Genomic DNA, 23,524 nt, shown 5'->3' on the forward strand with positions numbered 1-23,524 from the left:
GCGAGAATCTGATGAAAGTAACAATCGATACGGGCGTCGCGCCTTACAGCGATGCATGGGCCGGGTTTCGCGGTGAAGAATGGAAAAACGCCATTAACGTGCGCGATTTTATTCAGCATAACTACACCCCTTATGAAGGCGATGAAGCTTTCCTCGCGCAGGCGACGCCAGCAACGACGGCGCTGTGGCAGAAGGTGATGGTCGGCATTCGTCAGGAGAATGCCACTCACGCTCCGGTGGATTTTGACACCAACATCGCCACCACCATTACCGCGCACGGGCCGGGCTATATTGATCAGGAGCTGGAGACGATCGTCGGTCTGCAAACCGACAAGCCGCTCAAGCGCGCCCTGCATCCGTACGGCGGGATCAATATGATCCGCAGTTCGTTCGAAGCCTACGGTCGCGAGATGGATCCGCAGTTTGAATATCTCTTTACCGACCTGCGCAAAACCCACAACCAGGGCGTGTTTGACGTTTACTCCCCGGAGATGATGCGCTGCCGCAAATCGGGGGTGCTGACCGGTCTGCCGGACGGCTACGGGCGCGGACGCATCATCGGCGACTACCGTCGCGTGGCGCTGTACGGCATCAGCTATCTGGTGCGCGAGCGTGAACTTCAGTTCGCCGATCTCCAGGGGAAACTGGAGCGCGGAGAAGATCTGGAGGCCACGATCCGCCTGCGCGAGGAGCTGGCGGAGCATAAACGGGCGTTGCTCCAGATCCAGCAGATGGCGGCGAACTATGGCTTTGATATTTCACGTCCGGCGATGAATGCGCAGGAAGCGGTGCAGTGGGTCTACTTTGCCTACCTTGCCGCAGTGAAATCCCAGAACGGCGGGGCGATGTCGCTGGGGCGCACGGCTTCGTTCCTTGATATCTACATTGAACGCGACATGCAGGCAGGAAGGCTGAATGAGGTGCAGGCCCAGGAGCTGATCGACCACTTCATCATGAAGATCCGCATGGTACGCTTCCTGCGCACGCCGGAGTTCGATACGCTCTTCTCCGGCGATCCGATCTGGGCCACGGAAGTGATTGGCGGCATGGGGCTGGATGGCCGTACGCTGGTGACCAAAAACAGCTTCCGCTACCTGCATACCCTGCACACCATGGGGCCTGCGCCGGAGCCAAACCTGACGATCCTCTGGTCCGAACAACTGCCGATCGCGTTCAAGAAATACGCCGCGCAGGTGTCGATCGTCACCTCCTCGCTGCAATACGAGAACGACGATCTGATGCGCGCCGACTTCAACAGCGACGACTACGCCATTGCCTGCTGCGTCAGCCCGATGGTGATCGGCAAGCAGATGCAGTTCTTCGGCGCACGCGCCAACCTGGCGAAAACGCTGCTGTACGCAATCAACGGCGGGGTGGATGAGAAGCTGAAGATCCAGGTGGGGCCGAAAACCGAGCCGCTGCTGGATGAGGTACTGGATTACGACACCGTAATGGCGAGCCTCGATCACTTCATGGACTGGCTGGCGGTGCAGTACATCAGCGCGCTGAATCTCATTCACTATATGCATGATAAATACAGCTACGAAGCCTCGCTGATGGCGCTGCACGACCGGGACGTCTACCGCACCATGGCCTGCGGCATTGCCGGGCTGTCGGTGGCGGCGGATTCCCTGTCGGCCATCAAGTACGCCACGGTAAAACCGGTGCGCGACCACACTGGCCTGGCGGTCGATTTCGTCATCGAAGGCGACTATCCGCAGTACGGCAACAACGACGATCGCGTGGACAGTATCGCCTGCGATCTGGTTGAGCGCTTTATGAAAAAAATCCAGGCGCTGCCGACGTACCGCAACGCGGTACCGACCCAGTCGATCCTGACCATCACCTCAAACGTGGTTTACGGCCAGAAGACCGGCAACACGCCGGACGGACGTCGCGGCGGCACGCCGTTTGCGCCTGGCGCCAACCCGATGCACGGGCGCGACAGAAAAGGGGCAGTGGCGTCGTTAACCTCGGTCGCCAAGCTGCCGTTCACCTATGCCAAAGACGGGATCTCCTACACCTTCTCCATCGTGCCGCAGGCACTGGGCAAGGACGAGCCGGTGCGCAAAACCAACCTTGTCGGGCTGCTGGACGGATACTTCCACCACGAAGCGACCATTGAGGGCGGGCAACACCTGAACGTCAACGTGATGAACCGGGAGATGCTGCTGGATGCCGTCGCCCATCCGGAGAATTATCCGAACCTGACGATCCGCGTTTCAGGCTATGCGGTGCGGTTTAACGCTCTGACGCGCGAGCAGCAGCAGGACGTGATTTCGAGGACGTTTACGCAGGCGATGTAATACAGGCTTCATCTTCAGCCTCCTCAAGTGGGGAGGCTTTTAATTTTGTGAACGCCATCAATTTTAGAAAACTTATTCTCCTTTCTGCTATCCCGAAGTGATATTTTTCTCTCGCTTTAGAAAATCCCTATAAAACTTGTGACTTTTTTCTCCCGCGCTCCGGATATGATCTTCCCATATCAATAACTCACACCTGTACCTTCTGACTCGCAATCGCTGGCGATCGGAACCTTATAAAAACAACCAGTTACCCTACAAAATAAGCGAGTGCCCAATGAATATGGCAACAAACAGCAGTGTGATTGTGAGTGATTCCCCTGCGGCAAGGCGGGCGGGAATGAGCGAAAGCGAATGGCGAGAGGCGATCAAATTCGACAGCACCGATACGGGCTGGGTCATCATGAGTATCGGGATGGCTATCGGCGCGGGTATTGTTTTTCTTCCGGTGCAGGTTGGGTTAATGGGGCTGTGGGTATTTTTACTCTCGTCGATAATTGGTTATCCGGCTATGTACCTGTTCCAGCGCCTGTTTATTAATACGCTGGCGGAATCACCGGAATGCAAAGATTACCCGAGCGTCATTAGCGGTTATTTAGGTAAAAACTGGGGCATCTTATTGGGTGCGCTTTATTTCGTGATGCTGGTGATCTGGATGTTTGTCTATTCCACGGCTATCACCAACGACAGCGCCTCCTATTTGCACACCTTCGGCGTAACCCACGGTTTGCTGTCGGAAAATCCGTTCTACGGCTTATTCCTGATCTGCATTCTGGTCGCCATATCGTCGCGCGGTGAAAAACTGCTGTTTAAAGTCTCCAGCCTGATGGTGCTGACCAAATTATTTGTGGTGGCGGCGCTGGGGCTTTCGATGATTGGCCTCTGGCATTTAGCCAACGTCGGTATGCTGCCGCCGATGGGCCTGCTGATTAAAAACGCCATTATTACGCTGCCTTTCACCTTAACCTCCATTCTGTTTATTCAGACATTAAGCCCGATGGTGATTTCCTATCGTTCACGGGAAAAATCCGTAGAGGTGGCGCGTCATAAAGCGCTGCGGGCAATGAATATCGCCTTTGGCGTGCTGTTTGTGACGGTCTTTTTCTACGCGGTCTCCTTCACGCTGGCGATGGGGCACGACGAGGCGGTAAAAGCCTACGAGCAGAATATTTCCGCCCTGGCTATCGCAGCACAGTTCATCAGCGGTGACGGTGCGGGCTGGGTCAAAATCGTCAGCGTGATCCTCAATATTTTTGCCGTGATGACCGCGTTCTTTGGCGTCTATCTCGGCTTTCGTGAGGCGACGCAGGGCATCGTGATGAACATCCTGCGCCGCAAAATGCCGGCGGAGAAAATCAATGAAAATGCCGTCCAGCTCGGGATTATGCTGTTCGCTATCCTGCTGGCCTGGAGCGCGATTGTGTTAAACGCGCCGGTGCTGAGCTTCACCTCCATCTGTAGCCCTATTTTCGGGATGGTGGGTTGCTTAATTCCGGCGTGGCTGGTCTACAAAGTGCCCGCACTTCATAAATATAAAGGCGTATCGCTGGTGATTATTGTGATTACCGGGCTGCTGCTTTGTGTTTCTCCTTTCCTCGCCTTCTCATGAGGTTAAATAAGGTCGTAACGATGTCTGAGCAAATTAATCCTTTATGGAACCATTTTATTCGCGCCGTGCAGGAAGAGGTAAAGCCTGCGCTGGGCTGTACCGAACCCGTCTCGCTGGCGCTGGCGTGCGCGATGGCTGCCGGACAGCTTTCCGGTGAGGTGACGCGTATCGAGGCGTGGGTATCGCCGAACCTGATGAAAAACGGGCTTGGCGTAACGGTGCCCGGCACCGGTATGGTCGGTTTACCCATCGCGGCCGCGCTGGGGGCGACAGGCGGTAATGCCCACGCCGGGCTGGAGGTGTTGAAAGACGCGTCGGCCGAGGCGCTAACGCGCGCCAAAGCACTGCTGAACGCGGGTCTGGTGCAGGTGAAATTGCAGGAGCCGTGCGAGGAGATCCTCTATTCACGCGCCTGCGTTTACGTCGGTGAATCCTCGGCGATGGTGACCATCGCTGGCGGACACACTCGCGTGGTGGAGGTAGTTTGTCAGGGCGAAACGCGCTTCAGGCTTGACGATCGTCAGAGCCAGAACAACGACGATCCGCTGGCGGTACTCTCGACCACCACGCTGTCGCAGATCCTTGAGTTTGTAGAGCAGGTGCCGTTCGACGCGATCCGCTTTATTCTTGATGCGGGGCGGCTGAATGATGCGCTTTCCCGAGAAGGTTTGCGTGGCAACTGGGGGCTGCACATTGGTGCGACGCTCAATAAACAGCGTGCACGCGGCTGGATGGCGCAGGATCTGGGGTCAGACATTGTGATCCGCACCAGCGCAGCCTCGGATGCCCGCATGGGAGGCGCGACGCTGCCGGCGATGAGCAACTCGGGTTCCGGGAATCAGGGCATCACCGCCACCATGCCGGTGGTGGTGGTGGCTGAGCACGTTCAGGCCGATGACGAACGGCTGGCGCGGGCGCTGATGCTCTCGCATCTGTCGGCGATCTATATCCATTACCAGCTTCCGCGGTTGTCCGCGTTGTGCGCGGCGACAACCGCCGGAATGGGGGCTGCGGCGGGGATGGCGTGGCTGATGGGCGGTTCTTACCAGACTATTGCCATGGCGATCGGCAGTATGATCGGCGACGTGAGCGGGATGATCTGCGATGGGGCTTCTAACAGCTGCGCAATGAAGGTCTCGACCAGCGTCACCAGCGCCTGGAAAGCCGTGATGATGGCGCTGGATGATACTGCGGTGACGGGTAACGAGGGGATTGTGGCGCACGACGTGGAACAGTCTATCTCTAACCTGTGCGCCCTGGCGTGCCGCTCAATGCAGGCGACGGACCGACAGATCATTGAGATTATGGCGAGTAAGGTGTTGTGATTTAATCCAACCCGTTACCCCTCACCCTAACCCTCTCCCACAGGGAGAGGGAACCGATCGAGCGAGGGGGCGTGTTGATCTTAAACCGGCAAATCAATCAGCAGCGCGCGCAGCGGCGTATCGGCCACCAGGGTGATATTCGCTTCATCACGAATAAACGCCCCGTCACCGCAGGTGAGCGCTTCTTTCTCTTCCGTATGCGTGACCGCATGCACCGTTCCGTGAATCGACTGCAAATAGGCTCGCGGGCCATGAAGCTGGAAGCTCGCCTGTTCACCTTTTTTCAGTTCGATATGGTGCAGCCACACCTGCTGGCGTAACTGCAAGCTGCCTTTGCTGCCGTCTGGCGAGGCAATCAGCTGCTGTTGATCGCCCTTCAGATCGATCTTTTGCACCAGCGGATTTTCCCGCTCCGGACAGGCATCCAGCCACAGCTGCATGCGGGTCAGCGTTTTTTCTTTGCTGAGGTTATGCTCGCTGTAGCTAATACCTGGCTGCGTGGAAATTAACAGCGCCTCGCCAGCCTTCGCCTGGACATGATTGCCCTCGCTATCGCGGTATTCTGCCTCGCCTTCCAGGATCAGGTTCAGGATATCGACTTTAGGGTACGTGCGCGGCTGGAAGGACGCGCCCGGGGCGAGCACTTCCTGATTCAATACGCGCAGTGAAGCGTAACCGAGGAGTTTAGGGTCAAAGTAGTGTCCAAAGGAAAAGGTGTAGCGGGCCTGCAACCAACCGAAATCGGCTTGTCCGCACTGTTTCGCTGTTCTTGTCGTAATCATAAACTTGACCTCTCTTTACACTAAATCAATGGTAAAGGTATGGACGCTGCATTGTTAGCCAGATATTCTGCCTGGTATGTTCAAATTTCCTGAATGAGAACGAGATGGCTAAAGAGAGAGCATTGACGCTTGAGGCGCTTCGCGTCATGGACGCGATTGACAGGCGCGGCAGTTTTGCCGCGGCGGCAGATGAACTGGGGCGCGTTCCGTCTGCCCTGAGCTATACCATGCAAAAACTGGAAGAGGAGCTGGATGTTGTGCTCTTCGATCGTTCCGGTCATCGAACAAAATTCACTAACGTTGGGCGGATGCTGCTGGAGCGCGGTCGTGTGCTGCTGGAAGCGGCGGATAAGCTGACGACCGATGCCGAAGCGCTGGCCCGCGGCTGGGAAACCCATCTGACGTTAGTGACCGAAGCGCTGGTGCCCACCGAGGCGCTGTTCCCGCTGGTGGACAGACTGGCCGCGAAAGCCAATACCCAGCTGTCGATCATCACCGAGGTGCTGGCCGGGGCGTGGGAGCGTCTTGAGACGGGCAGGGCGGATATCGTCATTGCGCCGGACATGCATTTCCGCTCATCGTCAGAAATCAATTCGCGCAAACTGTACAGCGTGATGAACGTCTACGTCGCCGCCCCGGATCACCCGATCCATCAGGAGCCGGAGCCGCTCTCTGAGGTCACGCGCGTGAAATACCGCGGCGTGGCGGTCGCGGATACCGCCCGAGAGCGCCCGGTGTTAACGGTACAGTTGCTGGATAAACAGCCGCGACTGACGGTAACGTCGCTGGAAGACAAACGGCAGGCGCTCCTGGCGGGGCTGGGCGTGGCGACGATGCCGTACCCGTTTGTCGAAAAGGACATTGCAGAAGGGCGGCTGCGCGTCGTCAGCCCGGAATACACCAGCGAAGTGGATATCATTATGGCGTGGCGTCGTGACAGCATGGGCGAAGCCAAATCATGGTGTTTGCGTGAAATTCCCAAGCTCTTTGCCCACCACAACAAATAAGCGTAGGCCCGGTAAGCGTAAGCGCCACCGGGCAGAATTTACGCGCTTGCTTTAGGATCCGGACCAAAGCGGTTTTCGCCCGGCGTTCCGCTCTGACAGTTGAAAATCAAAATCACGATCCAGCCGATAAGCGGGATCAACAGCAACAGCAGCCACCACGCCGAACGATCGGTGTCGTGGAGACGACGAAACAGTACGGCCCATGAAGGCAGCAGAACTAACACACCATAAATGGTGGTGAGAATGCCTTCACCCCCCTCGCGTTCCCAGCCGAGGATCTTGTCCACAATGCCCAGCACCATAATCAGGACGAAGTTCACCAGAACGAACATCCAGTACTCTTTGCGGCGGGCGCGGCCACCAAAACCAAAATAGTTGCGCAGTACCTTTAAATACCAGTCCATTTTTCCTTGCCTCTTAATCAGTCAATCACTTGTTTTCTAAGCGATCGAGGTAAGGATAGATGTATGCCGTGAATTAAAAAAGGGAATCAATTGATTCCCTAAATAATTATCCGAAACGCACGTCGCGCCCGTGCGGTTCATCCAGGTCCTGCCACGGGCCAATGGAGATAATGCCCGTTGGGTTGATGGTCTTATGACTGCGGAAATAGTGGGTGCGAATATGGTCAAAATTGACCGTCTCCGCAATCCCTGGCATCTGATAGATGTCGCGCAGGAAACCGTGCAGGTTCAGGTAATCACTGATGCGGTGCTTGTCGCACTTGAAGTGGGTGACATATACCGGATCAAAGCGGATCAGCGTCGTCCACAGGCGGATGTCTGCTTCGGTGAGGCGATCGCCCGTTAAATAACGATGCTGGCCGAGGATCTGCTCCAGGCGCTCCAGGGATCCAAACACGTTGCCGACCGCTTCGTCGTACGCTTCCTGACTGGTGGCAAAGCCTGCTTTATAGACGCCGTTGTTGACGTTGTCGTAGATCCAGCCGTTCAGCTCGTCAATTTTCTCGCGCAGCTCAACCGGGTAATAATCCCCGGCGCGGGCACCGTGCGCGTCAAACGCGGTATTGAACATGCGAATGATTTCAGCGGATTCATTGCTGACGATCGTCTGGTTTTTCTTGTCCCACAGCACAGGCACCGTTACGCGCCCGGTGTAGTGCGGATCGGCGCGCAGATAGAGCTGATACAGGAAATCGTGATGATAAAGCTCATCCCCCGTCGCGGCCGGGAAGTCACTGTCGAACGTCCAGCCGTTTTCCAGCATCAGCGGGTTAACCACCGAAACCGGAATTAACGATTCGAGACCTTTAAGTTTGCGCACAATCAGCGTGCGGTGCGCCCACGGACAGGCGAGAGAAACATACAGATGATAACGATCTTTTTCCGCCGCAAAGCCCCCTTCGCCACTCGGGCCGGGTGCGCCGTCGGCGGTCAGCCAGTTACGGAAGGCCGAAACAGAGCGCTTAAAGCGTCCACCGGTGGATTTGGTGTCATACCAGACATCCTGCCAGACGCCGTCTACGAGTTGTCCCATTTTTTACTCCTCCGTCAGATAGCAAAAGCGAGGAGATGTCTCCTCGCTTTGAATGTAATCAGTATAGCCTGCTTACCACTTCTTATTCAGAAGACGGTCGATGCTGTAGGCGCCCGGACCCATGATAGCCAGCAGCAGGAAGCCACCCGCGATGGTCAGGTTTTTCATGAACATCAGGGAGTTCACGCCTTCCGCAAAGTTGCTGTGGAAGATGAACGCAGTCAGCAGGGTAAAGCCTGCGGTGAACAGCGCCGTGGTGCGGGTCAGGAAGCCGAACAGGACTGCCAGGCCGCCGCCGAACTCAAGCAGAATGGTCAGTGGCAGCAGAAACCCCGGCACGCCCATCGCTTCCATATACTGCTGAGTGCCCGCATAGCCGGTAATTTTGCCCCAGCCTGCGGTGATGAACAGAACAGGCATCAGAATACGCGCTACCAGTACACCAACATCTTCTAATTTTTTCATTTTACTCTCCAGGAAACCACATCAGCGGCTAAACGTTATTTGTGTGCAAATTCGGGTAGATACCGCGTCTTTGCTGTCGATGGAGAGGAGTGTAAACGGGGCGGGTGGTAATTGTTAGCAAGGAAAACTGTCAATCTTCTTCAAAGATATTGAGTAAGGGAGCGTGCGGGCTGGTGCCCTCACCCCATCCCTCTCCCACAGGGAGAGGGGGCAAAAACAAAAAACGGTAACCAGGGTTACCGTTTTACTTTTATCACCGCAACTGCTGCTGTCGCAGCGTGGTTTTCACCAGACGCCATGCGCTCCAGGCGCCAAAGCCGCGGCGTGCCCAGCGGATCAGCATGTTAGGATGCCGAACCGACCAGATCGCCATCACGCTGCTGCCGACCAGCGCCCATGAGCGCAGGCTCAGGACCGTGTTCCAGCCGCGGTCAAACCGATGCGTGGCTTCAACCCAGTCTCGACGGCTGGCAGACAGATCCAGCCGCTGCTGCTGGATTTGGCTCAACAGATACGCTTTCCGCTTTTGACGTTCGGCTTTGTCGCTCACGACTTATCATCCTCCAGCAGGGCGCGGTCGTTGGCCAGCTCCTGGCGCGTATGGCGCAGGAAGGTCGACGTGCGCGCTTTATGCAGGGTCCAGATACCGCCTATCAGCGCTGCCACCAGCAGAACCACGGTAGTCGCAATCATCGCGTTCAGACGATATTGGGGATCGATAGCCCAGATGATTAACACCATCAGGCTCATCAGACCAAACGCGGCAAAGAGCATCGTAAGCCCTAGCATGAGCAGCATCTGGAAGAGGTTGGCTTTCTCCTCTTCCAGCTCCACTACCGCAAGCCGGACGCGCGTTTCGGCAATCCCGACCAGCGTTGTCAGAATACGCTGGCCGATGCCGAGGACGTTTTTAGCAGGCCCTTGTGCGTGACGTGGATCTTCCATAATCAACGACGCGTCAGCAGGACACCCAGCACCACACCCACTGCGGCGCCAATACCCACACCCGTCCATGGATTATCACGTACATATTCGTCTGCGCGCGCTGCCGCTTCGCGGGTCTGTTTCGCCAGCGCATCACCGGTTTCACCCAGACGGTAACGGCTCTCTTTCAGTGCCTGCTCCGCTTTGCTGCGCAGTTTGCTTACTTCTTCTTTCGATTTATCGGCAGAAGAATTCAGCACCTCTTCCAGGGTGTCCGCCAGGGATTTCAGTTCAGCGCGCAGATTTTCTGAAGTTGTATCTTTTGACATGATTCTCTCCTGTTGAGATTTCCGTTAACTCAATAATCGCGAGCTTCCAGCGCTTTCAGTTCGTCCTGCGCCTCTTGCAACTTCCTCTCGCGCTTGGCAATTTTTTCCGCATCACCTTTAGCTTTCGCTTCCTGAAGGTCTTGACGGCGCTCGGCTATCTCGTCCTTCTGTTCAGCGATTTTTTTCTGATGATCGGCACGCAGCTTGCTGTCCGTACAGTTGTCTTTCACTTCGCTCAACGCTTTTTTCAGCCCGTCGATCCGGTGCTGGTTGTTATGCTTTTCGGCATAACTGATTTCGCGTTGGATATCCTGTTCTTTCTCCTGACAAAGAGACATCGCGAAGGAAGCTGTGCTTAAAGAAAAAAGGGCCAGAGCCAGAGTGATGCGGTATTTCATTATAGAAACCTTCCATTGTGTTACGGCGTAAGCCGTGTTCCAGAACTAAGCGGAGAACATCTGAGGGGTGCTCCGCGTACTTAAGCATAGTAAGTAAACGGGAGTTTCACCAAAGTAGGTGAAAATATTCGGAATATTAGTCGTTAACCAAATCGATGCGACGTGTCGCGTAACCGTGACATCCAGGAGGCAACGTGGCTGTCATCATCCTGTTGCGCGATGATGTAACCCTGCGGCAGCGTGCGGTCCAGCACGGCTTTCGCCGCGGCGCTTTGCGCACTGGAGTCAAATTTTATCAGCAGCACATCGTCTTGCGGCGTGATGCTCTTAAAGCGGATCCCGTTCGCGTCCAGATGATGCCAGATGGAAAAACCATCCGGCACGCTGGTTCCCTGGCTCACAGGACGGATAGCCAGCGTCGACTCCTGATGCTGTAGCGCAGACCACAGCAGGATAAGAGCGCTGAACATCATCAGCGCGACGATGGCGTAAGAGAAGCGGCGCAGCGCGAGCGGGGAGATAACCATCGTTAACCCCTGGCTCCGTATTTCTTCTTCCACAGTACGACCAGGGACCCGACCAGGCCAAACACCAGCAGAACGACGGGCAGCAGCATCAGGCAAGACATCAGCTGGTCTTCGTATTTCATAAAGACCGGCGTTTTACCCAGCGCGTAGCCGAGCGTGGTCAGGATCAGTACCCACAGCAAGCCGCTCATCCAGTTAAAGAACTGGAAGCGCGTGCTGCTCAGGCCGGACAAGCCCGCAATGGTGGGCAGCAGGGTGCGTACGAATGCGATAAAGCGGCCGATCAGCAAGGCGGAAAGCCCATGCTTATGGAAAAGGTGGTGCGCCCGCTGGTGGTAATGTGCCGGAAGGTGCGAAAGCCAGTTCTGAACGATTCGCGTATTGCCCAGCCATCGTCCCTGAATGTAACTCACCCAGCAGCCCAGGCTGGCGGCAATGGTCAAAAGCAGGACCGTTTGCGGGAAAGCCATCGCCCCTTTTGCACAGAGCACTCCGACCAGCACCAGCAGGCTGTCGCCGGGTAAAAAGGCAGCAGGCAGCAGACCGTTCTCAAGGAACAGGATCATAAATAATACAAAGTAGAGCATGCCAATCATGGACGGGTTGGCCAGCGTTTCGAAATCCTGAGCCCAGAGGGCGTTCAGTAGTTGGGTCAAAAGTTCCATTCAGTGTTCCTGGAAATCGGTTAACGTCACGCCTGTAATTCGGGAAATACAGCACGGCGACATTGTTATGATTTCATTATGGTCGCTCGCGGACACATTGATGTGTGGCCAACACTGTTCCCTGTTAATTGGCTGGTTAGCAAGCACTAACTTACAAAATAACGAAGTGAATCCAATTGTAACAAAGCCCGACGTTCTGCGTCACAGAATTTGAGGGGAAACACGATTTTGGCGTAAGCCACGGAGGGGAGCGAGAAATTTTACAAAGGCTGACACTATAGAGGTTTTCTTACCCTGTCTGGCCGGAAGGCGCGGCGGTGCGCCTGCCAGCAGTTCGGGGCGTTATTTTGCGAGATTGGTCGCGGTATCGAGGTGAACGACCGGATTATCGGCAAAAAGATAGCGGTCAGCGTTAAATTCAAAGTCATCACTTGTTTCATTAAACAGCATCTGTTTAGTGTTCTCCAGGTGCTGCCACATTGCCAGTTTCGCCGCATGCGGATCTTTACGAATCAGGGCTTTAAGAATTTGGTCGTGATCGTCACACCAGTTATCCACCGTGCGGGAATCAATGTGATCGTGCAATTTCTTCCAGTACGGGTTGTGAACGCGCTGAGTCCACATTTTTTCAACGATTGCCGCCAGCGCCGTGTTCTGAGTCGCAAGGGCGACCTGGACGTGGAATTGCAGGTCCCATTCGGAATCGCGGAAACATTTTTCTTTACGCGCATGATCCTGGATTTCCATCAGCTTCATGATGTCCTGCTTGGTCACCTGCGTCGCAGCAAATTCCGCAATGTTGCTTTCAATCAGCTGGCGAGCCTGGAGAAGCTCAAACGGACCGTAGCTGGCAAACTCCAGACTTTCGTCCGGGGTGGGGGAGTGTTTCGCCTGGCTGGAAATCACATGAATGCCAGAACCTTTGCGTACCTCAACATACCCTTCCACTTCCAGCATGATGATGGCTTCGCGGACCACCGTGCGGCTGACGCTTTTTTCATCCGCAATGAAACGCTCAGCGGGAAGTTTATCACCGACAAGATAGACCCCTTGCTCGATGCGATCTTTCAGCTCGGCGGCAAGTTGTTGATATAAACGACGTGATTCGGTGATTTCCATATGCGCTCCAGACAGGGTACGGCGAATGATTTGTTATACCACTTTTGCGTGCCACTCTCCAGATTTCGCCATGAAAAAAGCCGCCCGGAGGCGGCTTTTGAGAAGATTTTGCCGGGTGGCGCTGCGCTTACCCGGCCTACGATTTTATTGGGTTTTGTAGGCCGGGTAAGGCGGAGCCGCCACCCGGCACAACAACGCTAACTCTGCGTCGCCGGTCCCCCGAGGGACTCTTTCGCCAGTTCATCGGCGGATTTGCTTTTCAGCACCGTCCAGATAACCACCGCACCCAACAGGTCGAAGACAGCCAGTACCGCGAACAGCGGGCTGAAACCAATCGTATCCGCCAGCGCGCCGACCACCAGCGCAAACAGGGTACTTGCGGTCCAGGCGGCCATCCCGGTCAGGCCGTTGGCGGTAGCGACTTCGTTACGACCAAACACGTCGGAAGAGAGCGTAATCAGCGCACCGGACAGAGACTGGTGAGCAAAGCCCCCGATACACAGCAGGGCGATAGCCACGTAAGGGCTGGTGAACAGGCCGATCATGCCCGGGCCGATCATCAGCAGGGCGCCCATGGTGACCACCATCTTACGGGACACAATCAGGTTCACGCCAAACCAGCGCTGGAACAGCGGTGGCAGGTAGCCGCCGACGATACAGCCGAGGTCTGCAAACAGCATTGGCATCCAGGCGAACATCGCGATCTCTTTCAGGTTAAAGCCGTAAACTTTAAACATGAACAGTGGGATCCAGGCGTTAAACGTACCCCAGGCCGGTTCTGCCAGGAAGCGTGGCAGGGCGATACCCCAGAACTGACGGGTGCCCAGGATCTGCCAGACGGACATCTTTTTGCCGTTGTCAGTCTGATGCTGAGATTCCTGACCATTAATAATGTAGTCACGTTCTTCGTCAGACAGCTTTTTCTGATCGCGCGGGTGTTTATAGAAGATCAGCCACGCCATGGCCCAGGCAAAGCTCAGCACACCGGAGATGATGAACGCCATCTGCCAGCTGTGCATCACAATCGCCCACACCACCAGTGGCGGAGCAATCATCGCCCCGATGGAGGAGCCCACGTTGAAGTAACCGACAGCGATTGAACGTTCTTTTGCCGGGAACCATTCAGAGCTGGCTTTCAGACCCGCGGGGATCATCGCCGCTTCGGCAGCACCTACCGCACCACGCGCCAGCGCCAGTCCGCCCCAGCTGCCGGCCAGCGCGGTCGCCCCGCAGAAGACGGCCCAGGCTACAGCGAAGAAGGCATAACCAATTTTTGTACCCAGAATATCAAGAACATAACCTGCAACAGGCTGCATTACGGTGTAAGCGGCAGAGTAAGCCGCAATGATGTAAGAGTATTGCTGCGTGGAGATATGTAACTCTTCCATCAACGTTGGCGCCGCTGCTGCCACGGTGTTACGTGTCAGGTAGCCCAGCACGGTGCCGAGCGTCACCAGTGCGATCATGTACCAACGTAACCCTTTAATTTTACGCATGTAAAACCTCATCGTTATGTTATTTCCGTGTCGGGACACGGCAACAACTCAACCGTTGCCGGGAGCTGTTCTGTAACGGGAGGGGCGTAACCGGGAACCTGTCCCGGAACGGCCCGAACCTTGCCATAAGTAATCGTGCTAAGTCGGCTTCCGTACCGTTAAATCCGATGTATCAAACACCGGTAATGCATTCCGTCGGCTTATAGTTTGCGACGGCGAAAAGATAACTTGTCATACAACTTTAAAAGGTGAGTGACATCACAAAAGTGTGAATCTTTGTAGGGACATTATGCGGCGCGCGCAAAGCCAGAACTGGCGCGGCCTGCGCGAGGGTTTACCCCTTTGAGGGTAATTTATTTGTCGACGTTTATTGATCTAACTCACGAAAAAAACGTCGGACTCTGGAAATTGGTGTGATAACTTTGCAGCATCTGAACATAAGCTTTCTGACGCTCCCGTAATGAGGAAGACGATAATGACACCGTTTATGACCGACGATTTTCTGTTAGATACCGAATTTGCTCGCCGCCTGTACCACGACTACGCAAAAGACCAGCCGATTTTCGACTACCACTGCCATTTACCGCCGCAGCAGGTTGCCGAAAATTACCGTTTCAAAAACCTGTATGATATCTGGCTGAAGGGTGACCACTATAAGTGGCGCGCAATGCGCACCAACGGCGTGGCCGAGCGCCTGTGTACCGGCGACGCGACCGATCGCGAGAAGTTTGACGCCTGGGCCGCTACCGTTCCCCACACCATTGGTAACCCGTTATACCACTGGACGCACCTCGAACTGCGTCGTCCGTTTGGTATCACCGGCAAGCTGCTCTCTCCCGCCACGGCGGATGAAATCTGGGATCAGTGCAACGAACTGCTGGCGCAGGATAGCTTCTCGGCGCGCGGCATCATGAAGCAGATGAACGTGAAGATGGTGGGCACCACCGACGATCCTGTCGACTCTCTGGAGCACCACGCGGTTGTCGCGAAGGACAGCACGTTTGACATCAAAGTGCTGCCAAGCTGGCGGCCGGATAAAGCCTTCAACATCGAACTGCCGACCTTTAACGACTATATGGCGAAGCTGGCGGAAGTGTCTGACACCGATATCCGTCGCTTTGGCGATCTGCAAACCGCGCTGACCAAACGTCTGGATCACTTTGCCGCACACGGCTGTAAAGTGTCTGACCACGCGCTGGACGTAGTGCTGTTCGCGGAATCCAGCGAAGCTGAGCTGGACAGCATTCTGGCGCGTCGTCTCTCCGGCGAAGCCCTGAGCGAGCACGAAGTGGCGCAGTTTAAAACCGCGGTGCTGGTGTTCCTCGGTGCGGAATATGCCCGTCGCGGCTGGGTTCAGCAGTATCACATCGGCGCGCTGCGTAATAACAACCAGCGTCAGTTCAAACTGCTGGGCGCGGACGTGGGCTTTGACTCCATCAACGACCGTCCGATGGCGGAAGAGCTGTCAAAACTGCTGAGCAAACAGAACGAGCAAAACCTGCTGCCAAAAACCATTCTGTACTGCCTGAACCCGCGCGATAACGAAGTGCTGGGCACCATGATCGGCAACTTCCAGGGCGAAGGGATGCCGGGCAAGATGCAGTTCGGTTCCGGCTGGTGGTTTAACGATCAGAAAGACGGCATGGAGCGTCAGATGACGCAGCTGGCGCAGCTCGGCCTGCTGAGCCGCTTCGTTGGCATGCTGACCGACAGCCGCAGTTTCCTCTCCTATACCCGCCATGAATATTTCCGCCGCATTCTGTGCCAGATGATTGGCCGCTGGGTGCACGCGGGCGAAGCGCCAGCGGATATCCAGCTGTTGGGCGAAATGGTGAGAAACATCTGCTTTAACAATGCGCGTGACTACTTCGCCATTGAACTGAACTAAGGCCGTTTGAGGTTGATATGCAATACATCAAAATCCATTCGCTGGATAACGTTGCCGTCGCGCTGGCCGATTTAGCCGAAGGGACGGAAGTGACCTTCGACAACCAGTCGGTGACGTTACGCCAGGCCATTGGACGTGGACATAAGTTTGCCCTGATCCCCATCGCGAAAGGGGAGAACGTGGTGAAGTACGGTTTGCCCATCGGTCATGCGCTGGCGGATATTGCGCCGGGTGAATACATTCATTCCCACAATACCCGCACCAATCTCAGCGATCTGGACGAGTACAGCTATCAACCTGACTTCCAGCCGGAAGAAGGACAGGCGGCCGATCGTGAGGTGCAGATCTACCGCCGCGCCAGCGGGGAGGTGGGGATCCGCAATGAACTGTGGATCCTCCCGACCGTCGGCTGCGTGAACGGGATCGCGCGTCAAATTCAGACGCGTTTCCTGAAAGAGACCAACAATGCTGAAGGCACCGACGGCGTGCATCTGTTCAGCCACACCTACGGTTGTTCCCAGCTGGGCGACGACCACATCAATACCCGCACCATGCTGCAAAATATGGTGCGCCACCCGAACGCGGGGGCGGTGCTGGTGATTGGCCTCGGCTGTGAAAACAATCAGGTCGACGCCTTCCGCGACACGCTGGGCGAGTTCGATCCTGAGCGCGTGCACTTTATGGTGTGTCAGCACCAGGACGACGAAGTGGAAGCGGGCGTTGAACAGCTACACCAGCTGTATGAGGTGATGCGTCACGACAAGCGCGAGCCGGGCAAGTTGAGCGAACTGAAGTTTGGTCTGGAGTGCGGCGGATCTGACGGGCTTTCCGGCATTACCGCTAACCCGATGCTGGGCCGCTTCTCAGATTACGTGATTGCCAACGGCGGCACGACGGTGCTGACCGAAGTGCCGGAGATGTTCGGCGCAGAGCGCATTCTGATGAGCCACTGCCGCGACGAAGAGACGTTTGAGAAGACCGTCACCATGGTCAACGACTTCAAACAGTACTTTATCGCCCATAACCAGCCGATTTACGAGAACCCGTCGCCGGGCAACAAGGCGGGCGGGATCACCACGCTGGAAGAGAAATCCCTGGGCTGCACCCAGAAAGCGGGCGCCAGCCAGGTGGTGGACGTGCTGCGCTACGGTGAACGGCTGAAAACGCACGGTCTGAACCTGCTGAGCGCACCGGGCAATGATGCGGTCGCCACCAGCGCGCTGGCGGGCGCGGGCTGTCACATGGTGCTGTTCAGTACCGGGCGCGGCACGCCGTACGGCGGATTTGTGCCAACGGTGAAAATCGCCACTAACAGCGAGCTGGCGGCGAAGAAAAAACACTGGATCGACTTTGATGCCGGCCAGCTGATCCACGGCAAAGCGATGCCGCAGCTGCTGAGCGAATTCGTGGACACGATTGTGGAATTTGCCAGCGGCAGGCAGACCTGCAACGAGAAGAACGACTTCCGCGAGCTGGCGATCTTTAAGAGTGGGGTGACGCTGTAATCGGTGCGGTCTGGTGCCCTCACCCCGGCCCTCTCCCACAGGGAGAGGGTGCAAACACTAAAAACGGCAACCTCAGGGTTGCCGTTTTGCTGTTAACCTCGCAGGGCGTTCTTTGCTAAACGTGCGTCTTCCGCCTGACAGGCCGCTGCGGTAAACAGCACGTCGGTAGAGGAGTTCAGCGCGGTTTCGCAGGAATCCTGCAATACGCCGATAATGAAGCCGACCGCGACAACCTGCATGGCAATCTCGTTCGGGATACCGAACATGTTACAGGCCAGCGGGATCAGCAGCAGCGAGCCGCCCGCCACGCCGGATGCGCCACAGGCACACAGTGATGCAACGACGCTCAGCAGCAGCGCGGTTGGCAGATCCACCGGAATACCCAGCGTATGCACCGCCGCCAGCGTCAGCACGGTGATGGTGATCGCCGCACCTGCCATGTTCACGGTTGCACCCAGAGGAATCGACACCGAATAGGTATCGCGATCCAGATTCAGCTTCTCCGCCAGCGCCATGTTGACCGGAATGTTTGCCGCCGAGCTGCGGGTGAAGAAGGCATACACGCCGCTTTCACGCAGGCAGGTCAGCACCAGCGGATACGGGTTGCGGCGGATCTGCCAGAACACCAGCAGCGGGTTGATCACCAGCGCCACCAGCAGCATACAGCCGACCAGCACGACCAGCAGCTGCGCGTAGCCCCACAGTGCGTCGAAACCGGTGGTGGCCAGCGTCGAAGAAACCAGGCCGAAAATACCGACTGGTGCAAAGCGAATCACCAGCTTCACCATGAAGGTCACGGCGTTGGACAAATCGTTGACCAGGTTTTTCGTGGTCTCGTTGCCGTGACGCAGCGCGAAGCCCAGACCAATCGCCCAGACCAGGATGCCGATGTAGTTTCCGTTCATCAGCGCGGTGACAGGGTTAGAGACCATGCTCATCAGCAGACCGCGAAGCACTTCCACAATCCCGGACGGCGGGGTGATATCACCGGCCGCGCTGGTCAGGTGCAGCGTGGACGGGAACAGGAAGCTAAACACCACGGCCGTTAAGGCAGCAGAGAAGGTTCCCAGCAGATACAGGAACAGAATAGGGCGAATGTTGGTTTTTTGTCCGTGCTGGTGGTTGGCAATCGACGCCATCACCAGCATCAGCACCAGTACCGGGGCGACGGCCTTCAGTGCGCCAACGAAAAGGGTGCCGAGCAGCCCCGTCGCTTCCGCGGCAGGTTTTGACACCATAGCCAGCAGAATACCCAGTACCAACCCGACCAGAATTTGTTTTACAAGGCTGCCCTGCGCCAGGCGCGCGAACAGACCGCGTGATTGTGTGCTCATACGTTATTCCTGAGTGAAATTGCGTTCCATCCTGGATGTGCTCTAAGTCACATTTATTTCCGGATGTAAGTAAATGTTTGCCTGGTCGAGTATAGGGAATGCGTGAAAGGAGGGAAGCGTAAAATGCTGGATTTTACGTGTTGCGTCATGTTTTTTAACTATTGGTTAACGAAAGTGCCGGGTGGCGCTGCGCTTACCCGGCCTGCATTGCATTTCCCCCTCTCCCTGTGGGAGAGGGTTGGGGTGAGGGCATCAGCCCGCACCGAACGTTGCACTAAGCCAGCTGCTTCTTATCGTGCTGGCGGTTAACCCAGGTATTGATAATCAGCGTCACCAGCAGAATGCCAAACACCACGCCGAGCGAAATGGCGATCGGGATATGGTAGAAATCGACGATCAGCATCTTGATACCGATAAACACCAGAATCACCGACAGGCCGTACTTCAGCATTGAGAAGCGCTCTGCCGCGCCCGCCAGCAGGAAGTACATCGCACGCAGGCCGAGGATGGCGAACAGGTTAGAGGTCAGCACGATGAACGGGTCGGTAGTGACCGCGAAGATAGCCGGGATACTGTCCACCGCGAAAATCACGTCGCTCAGTTCGACCAGAATCAGCACCAGCAGCAGCGGGGTGGCGAACAGCAGGCCGTTCTTACGCACGAAGAAATGCTCGCTCTCGATCTTGTCCGTCATGCGCAGATGACCCCGGATCCACTTCACCAGCGGCTTATCACCGATACCGGTATCGTCTTCTTTCGCCAGCGCCATTTTTACCCCGGTGAACAGCAGGAACGCGCCAAACACATACAGCAGCCATTCGAACTGGGTAATCAGCCAGCTACCGGCGAAGATCATGATGGTACGCAGGACAATAGCGCCCAGCACGCCGTACACCAGCACGCGGCGTTGCAGAGCCGCAGGCACGGCGAAGTAGCTGAACAGCATCAGCCAGACGAAGACGTTATCAACCGCCAGCGCTTTTTCAATCAGATAGCCGGTGAGGAAGGCGAGTGCCTGAGGATCGGCCACCGCGCGGCCTTCGGTTGAGGCCAGATACCACCAGAAGGCGGCGCAGAAGAGGAGTGAGAGGGTAACCCATACCAGCGACCAGACGGCGGCTTGCTTGACGCTCATGCCGTGCTCGCCGCGACGGCCCTGCAAAAAGAGGTCGATTGCCAGCATGATGAGCACGACAACCGCGAATCCGCCCCACAGCATTGGAGTGCCGACAGAATGCATACTATTTTCCTTACACATAAAAAACAAAAACGGCTATGGTCAGAAGACGATAGCCGTTAGCTTTTTATGCATAGACCTCGCCTTCCGGCAAGGTCTCACTTACAACCACGAAGGTTGCCCGGCGACCGGATGCGGTTTTGCACGCATCGTAATGACGATCCACCGGCGAAGAAGTTACTCCCCTTTGCAGGTAACAAATTATGTCAGACCATCGGTTTCGTCAATGGTCTGCACGATTTCATTACACAGCTTTACGCGACGGCTTCCACATTCACGCCGTCTGCGGGGAAGATCACACCAGTCTGTCGGCGGATCTCCGTTTGCAGCTTCGCCGTGGTGCGGCTGATTGCCAGCCCCGGGTGGTTCACTTCGTTGTCTTCTACCAGACGGGCGAAGACCTCTGCCTCATAGAGCATAGTGTTAATATGCTGAGGCTGCGTCAGCTCCTGCGCTTTGCCGCCGCGGGGAACGATGCTTAGCTTCTGGCATTCGGAGATTTTTTCGATCACCAGCGAGCCGTCTTCGCCCTGAATTTCGCTTGGCAGTACGGAGTCACTGACCTTCGAGTGCTGCAACGTCACGCTAAAATCACCGTAGTCCAGCACCACAACGCCGTGTGCATCCACGCCGCTCTCCAGCAGGCTGGCGGTGGCCGTTACGCCGTGCGGTTCACCCCACAGGGCGACCGCAGAGGCCAGGCAGTAAAAACCGATATCCATAATCGAGCCATTCGAGAAGGCCGGGTTAAAGGTGTTCGGGTTTTCGCCGTCCAGATAGCGCTGGTAGCGCGAGGAATACTGGCAGTAGTTGATAAAGGCTTTACGCACTTTGCCAATTTTCGGCAGCGACTGCTGCAACAGCAGGAAGTTCGGCAGGCTGGCGGTTTTGAACGCTTCAAACAGCACCACCTGGTTTTCGCGGGCAAGCGCAATGGCGGCTTCCACTTCCTCAATATTCGAGGCGAGCGGCTTCTCGCAGATCACATGCTTTTTGTGGCTGAGGAACAGCTTTGTTTGCGGGAAGTGCAGAGAATTCGGGCTGGCGATATAGACCGCGTCAATGGCGTCGCTTTGCGCCATCTCATCGAGCGAGGTGAACAGATGTTCAACCAGGTAGTCATTCGCAAAACTCTGCGCCTGCTCAAGGCTGCGGGAATAGACTGCGGTGAGCTTATATTTGCCGGTTTCGTGGGCGGCGTCGACGAACTGGCGCGTGATCCAGTTCGTACCGATGACTGCGAAACGTATCATAAACGTTTACGTACTCCGTAGCAGGGAACCTAAAGCCACTGTAGCACGTCATCATGACATTTCGCGTGCGCTACTGCGCATTACTCTTTAACGATAAATGCGTCAGCCACAAACGGGTATCAAACTCCAGCTGGTGGTACTGCGGCTCCATATGGCAGCACAGGGAGTAGAACGCTTTGTCGTGCTCTTTCTCTTTCAGGTGCGCCAGCTCGTGCACCACGATCATCCGCAGAAAGGCTTCCGGCGCATTGCGAAAGACGGTCGCGACGCGGATCTCCGCTTTGGCCTTCAGCTTGCCGCCCTGTACGCGGGAGATGGCGGTATGCAGGCCGAGCGCGTTTTTCAGCACGTGGATCTTATTGTCGTACATCACCTTGTTGATCGGAGGGGCGCTCTTAAGATACTGGTTTTTCAGATCCTGCGTATACTGCCAGAGGGCTTTGTCAGTCGCGAAATCATGCGTGCCCGGGTAGCGTTTTTCCAGCACCGCGCCGAGCTTTCCTGCGGCAATCAGGTCACGAACCTGGGAAAGTAAATGCTCCGGATAGCCCTGGAGATAAGTAAGTTGGTTCATCAACGCCCCAAATCGACAATAAAACGGGTATACTCACGCACCCTTTTCAGGGATACGCCAAATTTTACCATTCAGGAGGGCCGATGAGCCACTTAGACAACGGTTTCCGTTCACTCAACCTTAAACGCTTCCCGGAAACGGACGACGTTAACCCGCTTCAGGCGTGGGAAGCGGCGGATGAATATCTGCTGCAACAGTTGGATGAGACTGAAATCCGCGGCCCGGTTCTGATCCTGAATGACGCGTTTGGCGCGCTGGCCTGCGCGCTGGCGGAACATGCGCCTTACAGTATCGGCGATTCTTACTTAAGCGAGCTGGCGACGCGTGAAAACCTGCGTCACAACGATATCGAAGAATCGAGCGTGAAGTTCCTCGACAGCACCGCGGACTACCCGCAGGCGCCGGGCGTGGTGCTGATTAAAGTGCCCAAAACCATGGCGCTGCTGGAGCAGCAGCTGCGCGCGCTGCGTAAGGTCGTGACGCCGGATACGCGTATTATCGCGGGTGCCAAAGCGCGCGATATTCACACCTCGACGCTGGAATTGTTCGAGAAAGTGCTCGGCCCGACCACCACGACGCTTGCCTGGAAGAAAGCGCGCCTGATCAACTGTACTTTCAGCGCACCGGCGCTGGCCGACGCGCCGGAGACGCTGAGCTGGAAACTGGAAGGTACCGACTGGACCATCCACAACCACGCGAACGTCTTCTCCCGCACCGGTCTGGATATCGGCGCGCGTTTCTTTATGGAACATCTGCCGGAAAACCTGGAAGGGGAAATCGTTGATCTCGGCTGCGGTAACGGCGTGATTGGCCTGACGCTGCTGGCGAAGAACCCGGAGGCTAGCGTGGTATTCAGCGACGAGTCACCGATGGCGGTGGCGTCCAGCCGTCTGAACGTGGAAACCAACCTGCCTGAAGCGCTGGATCGCTGCGAATTTATGATTAATAACGCGCTGTCCGGCGTGGAGCCTTTCCGCTTCAACGCAGTATTCTGTAACCCGCCGTTCCACCAGAAGCACGCCCTGACGGATAACGTCGCGTGGGAGATGTTCCACCACGCGCGCCGCTGCCTGAAAATCAACGGCGAGCTGTATATCGTGGCCAACCGCCACCTGGACTACTTCCACAAGCTGAAGAAGATTTTCGGCAACTGCGTCACCATTGCCACCAATAACAAATTCGTGGTGCTGAAATCGGTGAAGCTGGGACGTCGTCGGTAAGATCGCTTTGCCTGGCGGCGCTTCGCTTGCACAGGCCTACGGTTTTGTAGGCCCGGTAAGCGCAGCG

23 protein-coding genes are annotated in these 23,524 nt (G+C 56.2%); 7 read left to right on the forward strand and 16 right to left on the reverse strand.

Annotated features, from left to right (window positions below):
* The first annotated feature begins 11 nt into the window (after positions 1 to 11).
* The 3 genes from pflB (at position 12) to ACOTW6_RS07450 (ending at position 5,237) form a co-directional block, all read left to right on the forward strand.
* On the forward strand, positions 12 to 2,306 hold the full coding sequence (gene pflB, locus ACOTW6_RS07440; protein WP_017693941.1) for a formate C-acetyltransferase: 2,295 nt from the start codon (positions 12 to 14) through the stop codon (positions 2,304 to 2,306).
* Between the two features lie 274 nt (positions 2,307 to 2,580).
* The gene (locus ACOTW6_RS07445; protein ID WP_062933400.1) at positions 2,581 to 3,912 is read left to right on the forward strand and encodes an amino acid permease; all 1,332 of its coding nucleotides are present in this window, start codon (positions 2,581 to 2,583) and stop codon (positions 3,910 to 3,912) included.
* 20 nt (positions 3,913 to 3,932) lie between these two features.
* Positions 3,933 to 5,237, forward strand: coding sequence for a serine dehydratase subunit alpha family protein (locus ACOTW6_RS07450; RefSeq protein ID WP_062933399.1), 1,305 nt, complete (start codon positions 3,933 to 3,935; stop codon positions 5,235 to 5,237).
* Positions 5,238 to 5,317: 80 nt separating this feature from the next.
* Here the strand turns inward: ACOTW6_RS07450 and ACOTW6_RS07455 are convergent, their stop codons facing one another.
* A complete protein-coding gene (locus tag ACOTW6_RS07455; RefSeq protein ID WP_062933398.1) occupies positions 5,318 to 6,019 on the reverse strand; it encodes a pirin family protein in 702 nt (233 codons plus the stop codon).
* Positions 6,020 to 6,123: 104 nt separating this feature from the next.
* Between ACOTW6_RS07455 and yhaJ the strand changes: the two genes are divergently transcribed.
* A complete protein-coding gene (yhaJ, locus tag ACOTW6_RS07460; RefSeq protein ID WP_003862655.1) occupies positions 6,124 to 7,026 on the forward strand; it encodes a DNA-binding transcriptional regulator YhaJ in 903 nt (300 codons plus the stop codon).
* A gap of 38 nt (positions 7,027 to 7,064) precedes the next feature.
* Here the strand turns inward: yhaJ and ACOTW6_RS07465 are convergent, their stop codons facing one another.
* The 11 genes from ACOTW6_RS07465 to ACOTW6_RS07515 all read right to left on the reverse strand — a co-directional run bounded on the left by ACOTW6_RS07465 (position 7,065) and on the right by ACOTW6_RS07515 (position 14,446).
* On the reverse strand, positions 7,065 to 7,430 hold the full coding sequence (locus ACOTW6_RS07465; protein WP_000384149.1) for a DUF805 domain-containing protein: 366 nt from the start codon (positions 7,428 to 7,430) through the stop codon (positions 7,065 to 7,067).
* Positions 7,431 to 7,536: 106 nt separating this feature from the next.
* Complete coding sequence (locus ACOTW6_RS07470) at positions 7,537 to 8,523, reverse strand: glutathione S-transferase family protein (protein ID WP_003862653.1); 987 nt, start codon at positions 8,521 to 8,523, stop codon at positions 7,537 to 7,539.
* A gap of 72 nt (positions 8,524 to 8,595) precedes the next feature.
* Complete coding sequence (locus tag ACOTW6_RS07475) at positions 8,596 to 8,988, reverse strand: DoxX family protein (RefSeq protein WP_045141796.1); 393 nt, start codon at positions 8,986 to 8,988, stop codon at positions 8,596 to 8,598.
* A 253-nt stretch (positions 8,989 to 9,241) separates the two neighbouring features.
* On the reverse strand, positions 9,242 to 9,538 hold the full coding sequence (locus ACOTW6_RS07480) for a YqjK-like family protein (protein WP_003862649.1): 297 nt from the start codon (positions 9,536 to 9,538) through the stop codon (positions 9,242 to 9,244).
* Positions 9,535 to 9,933: a phage holin family protein gene (locus tag ACOTW6_RS07485; RefSeq protein WP_003862647.1), complete on the reverse strand. Its 399-nt coding sequence runs from the start codon at positions 9,931 to 9,933 to the stop codon at positions 9,535 to 9,537. The genes ACOTW6_RS07480 and ACOTW6_RS07485 overlap by 4 nt, the downstream gene beginning before the upstream one ends.
* A 2-nt stretch (positions 9,934 to 9,935) precedes the next feature.
* The gene (locus ACOTW6_RS07490; protein ID WP_003862645.1) at positions 9,936 to 10,241 is read right to left on the reverse strand and encodes a DUF883 family protein; all 306 of its coding nucleotides are present in this window, start codon (positions 10,239 to 10,241) and stop codon (positions 9,936 to 9,938) included.
* A 29-nt stretch (positions 10,242 to 10,270) separates the two neighbouring features.
* Entirely contained in the window at positions 10,271 to 10,639 is a 369-nt protein-coding gene (locus ACOTW6_RS07495; RefSeq protein ID WP_047051210.1) for a DUF1090 domain-containing protein, read from the reverse strand.
* Positions 10,640 to 10,782: 143 nt separating this feature from the next.
* Positions 10,783 to 11,166, reverse strand: coding sequence for an EnvZ/OmpR regulon moderator MzrA (gene mzrA, locus ACOTW6_RS07500; protein ID WP_003862640.1), 384 nt, complete (start codon positions 11,164 to 11,166; stop codon positions 10,783 to 10,785).
* 2 nt (positions 11,167 to 11,168) lie between these two features.
* Entirely contained in the window at positions 11,169 to 11,831 is a 663-nt protein-coding gene (gene yqjA, locus ACOTW6_RS07505) for a DedA family general envelope maintenance protein YqjA (RefSeq protein WP_003862638.1), read from the reverse strand.
* Positions 11,832 to 12,173: 342 nt separating this feature from the next.
* Positions 12,174 to 12,950, reverse strand: a complete 777-nt coding sequence (gene exuR / locus ACOTW6_RS07510; RefSeq protein ID WP_003862635.1) for a transcriptional regulator ExuR — start codon at positions 12,948 to 12,950, stop codon at positions 12,174 to 12,176.
* Positions 12,951 to 13,147: 197 nt separating this feature from the next.
* Positions 13,148 to 14,446 (reverse strand): MFS transporter, encoded by a 1,299-nt coding sequence (locus ACOTW6_RS07515; RefSeq protein WP_003862634.1) that lies wholly within the window; start codon positions 14,444 to 14,446, stop codon positions 13,148 to 13,150.
* A gap of 475 nt (positions 14,447 to 14,921) precedes the next feature.
* On the opposite strand from ACOTW6_RS07515, the gene uxaC reads away from it, so the two are divergent.
* Positions 14,922 to 16,334 (forward strand): glucuronate isomerase, encoded by a 1,413-nt coding sequence (uxaC, locus tag ACOTW6_RS07520; protein ID WP_047051208.1) that lies wholly within the window; start codon positions 14,922 to 14,924, stop codon positions 16,332 to 16,334.
* A gap of 17 nt (positions 16,335 to 16,351) precedes the next feature.
* Positions 16,352 to 17,839 (forward strand): UxaA family hydrolase, encoded by a 1,488-nt coding sequence (locus tag ACOTW6_RS07525; RefSeq protein WP_047051207.1) that lies wholly within the window; start codon positions 16,352 to 16,354, stop codon positions 17,837 to 17,839.
* A gap of 92 nt (positions 17,840 to 17,931) precedes the next feature.
* Here the strand turns inward: ACOTW6_RS07525 and sstT are convergent, their stop codons facing one another.
* From sstT to ACOTW6_RS07545, 4 genes are all read right to left on the reverse strand, one after another.
* Positions 17,932 to 19,173, reverse strand: a complete 1,242-nt coding sequence (gene sstT, locus ACOTW6_RS07530; RefSeq protein WP_062933395.1) for a serine/threonine transporter SstT — start codon at positions 19,171 to 19,173, stop codon at positions 17,932 to 17,934.
* A 274-nt stretch (positions 19,174 to 19,447) separates the two neighbouring features.
* Positions 19,448 to 20,413 (reverse strand): TerC family protein, encoded by a 966-nt coding sequence (locus tag ACOTW6_RS07535; protein ID WP_421766239.1) that lies wholly within the window; start codon positions 20,411 to 20,413, stop codon positions 19,448 to 19,450.
* A 251-nt stretch (positions 20,414 to 20,664) separates the two neighbouring features.
* Positions 20,665 to 21,663, reverse strand: a complete 999-nt coding sequence (locus ACOTW6_RS07540) for a Gfo/Idh/MocA family protein (RefSeq protein WP_003862623.1) — start codon at positions 21,661 to 21,663, stop codon at positions 20,665 to 20,667.
* Positions 21,664 to 21,733: 70 nt separating this feature from the next.
* Positions 21,734 to 22,237 carry a YgjP-like metallopeptidase domain-containing protein gene (locus tag ACOTW6_RS07545; RefSeq protein WP_003862622.1) on the reverse strand — a complete coding sequence of 168 codons (504 nt, stop codon included), beginning with the start codon at positions 22,235 to 22,237 and terminating at the stop codon, positions 21,734 to 21,736.
* Between the two features lie 83 nt (positions 22,238 to 22,320).
* Between ACOTW6_RS07545 and rlmG the strand changes: the two genes are divergently transcribed.
* Positions 22,321 to 23,457 carry a 23S rRNA (guanine(1835)-N(2))-methyltransferase RlmG gene (gene rlmG, locus ACOTW6_RS07550; RefSeq protein ID WP_121478553.1) on the forward strand — a complete coding sequence of 379 codons (1,137 nt, stop codon included), beginning with the start codon at positions 22,321 to 22,323 and terminating at the stop codon, positions 23,455 to 23,457.
* Positions 23,458 to 23,524: the final 67 nt, after the last annotated feature.

The organism is Enterobacter cloacae complex sp. IR5403 (assembly GCF_049238705.1).
Classification (GTDB): Bacteria; Pseudomonadota; Gammaproteobacteria; order Enterobacterales; family Enterobacteriaceae; genus Enterobacter; species Enterobacter hormaechei_C.